Raw genomic sequence first — 468 nt, 5'->3', positions numbered from 1 at the left:
ACCGCCGAGTACAGCGAGGAGGCGTGGGACTGGTTCCGGGACAATTACCTGACGCAGTCCGAGCGCAGCGCGGCCAAGGTCTATCGCGACCTTGAGAAGATCGCGAAGGCGCAGGGCTGGACGGTCCCGAGCCGCAAAACGCTGGAGCGCCGGCTCGCCAAGATCGACACGGCGAAGAAGATTTATCTGCGCAAGGGCGCGGAGGCGTTGAAGCGTCTCTTCCCGGCGCAGGAGCGCGACCGGACGGCGCTGCATGCGCTGGAGGCGGTGAACGCGGACGGCCACAAGTTCGACGTGTTCGTCAAATGGCTCAACGGCACCGTCTGCCGCCCGATCCTCGTCGGCTTCCAGGACATCTACAGCGGCAAAATCCTGTCGTGGCGCGTGGACATCTCGGAAAACTGGGACCTCGTTCGCCTCGCCTTCGCCGACATGGTCGAAACCTACGGCGTGCCGGACCATGTCCTG

1 protein-coding gene is annotated in these 468 nt (G+C 64.5%); it reads left to right on the top strand.

Translation table 11 applies throughout. The annotated features are described in order from the left end of the window. Positions 1–468, top strand: a 468-nt coding sequence (locus tag STARVERO_RS21975) for a DNA-binding domain-containing protein (RefSeq protein ID WP_280178163.1), incomplete at both ends; no start/stop codon positions are given.

This window comes from Starkeya nomas (assembly GCF_902703545.1).
Classification (GTDB): domain Bacteria; phylum Pseudomonadota; class Alphaproteobacteria; order Rhizobiales; family Xanthobacteraceae; genus Ancylobacter; species Ancylobacter moscoviensis.
This window is presented reverse-complemented; position numbering and strand designations above follow the sequence as displayed.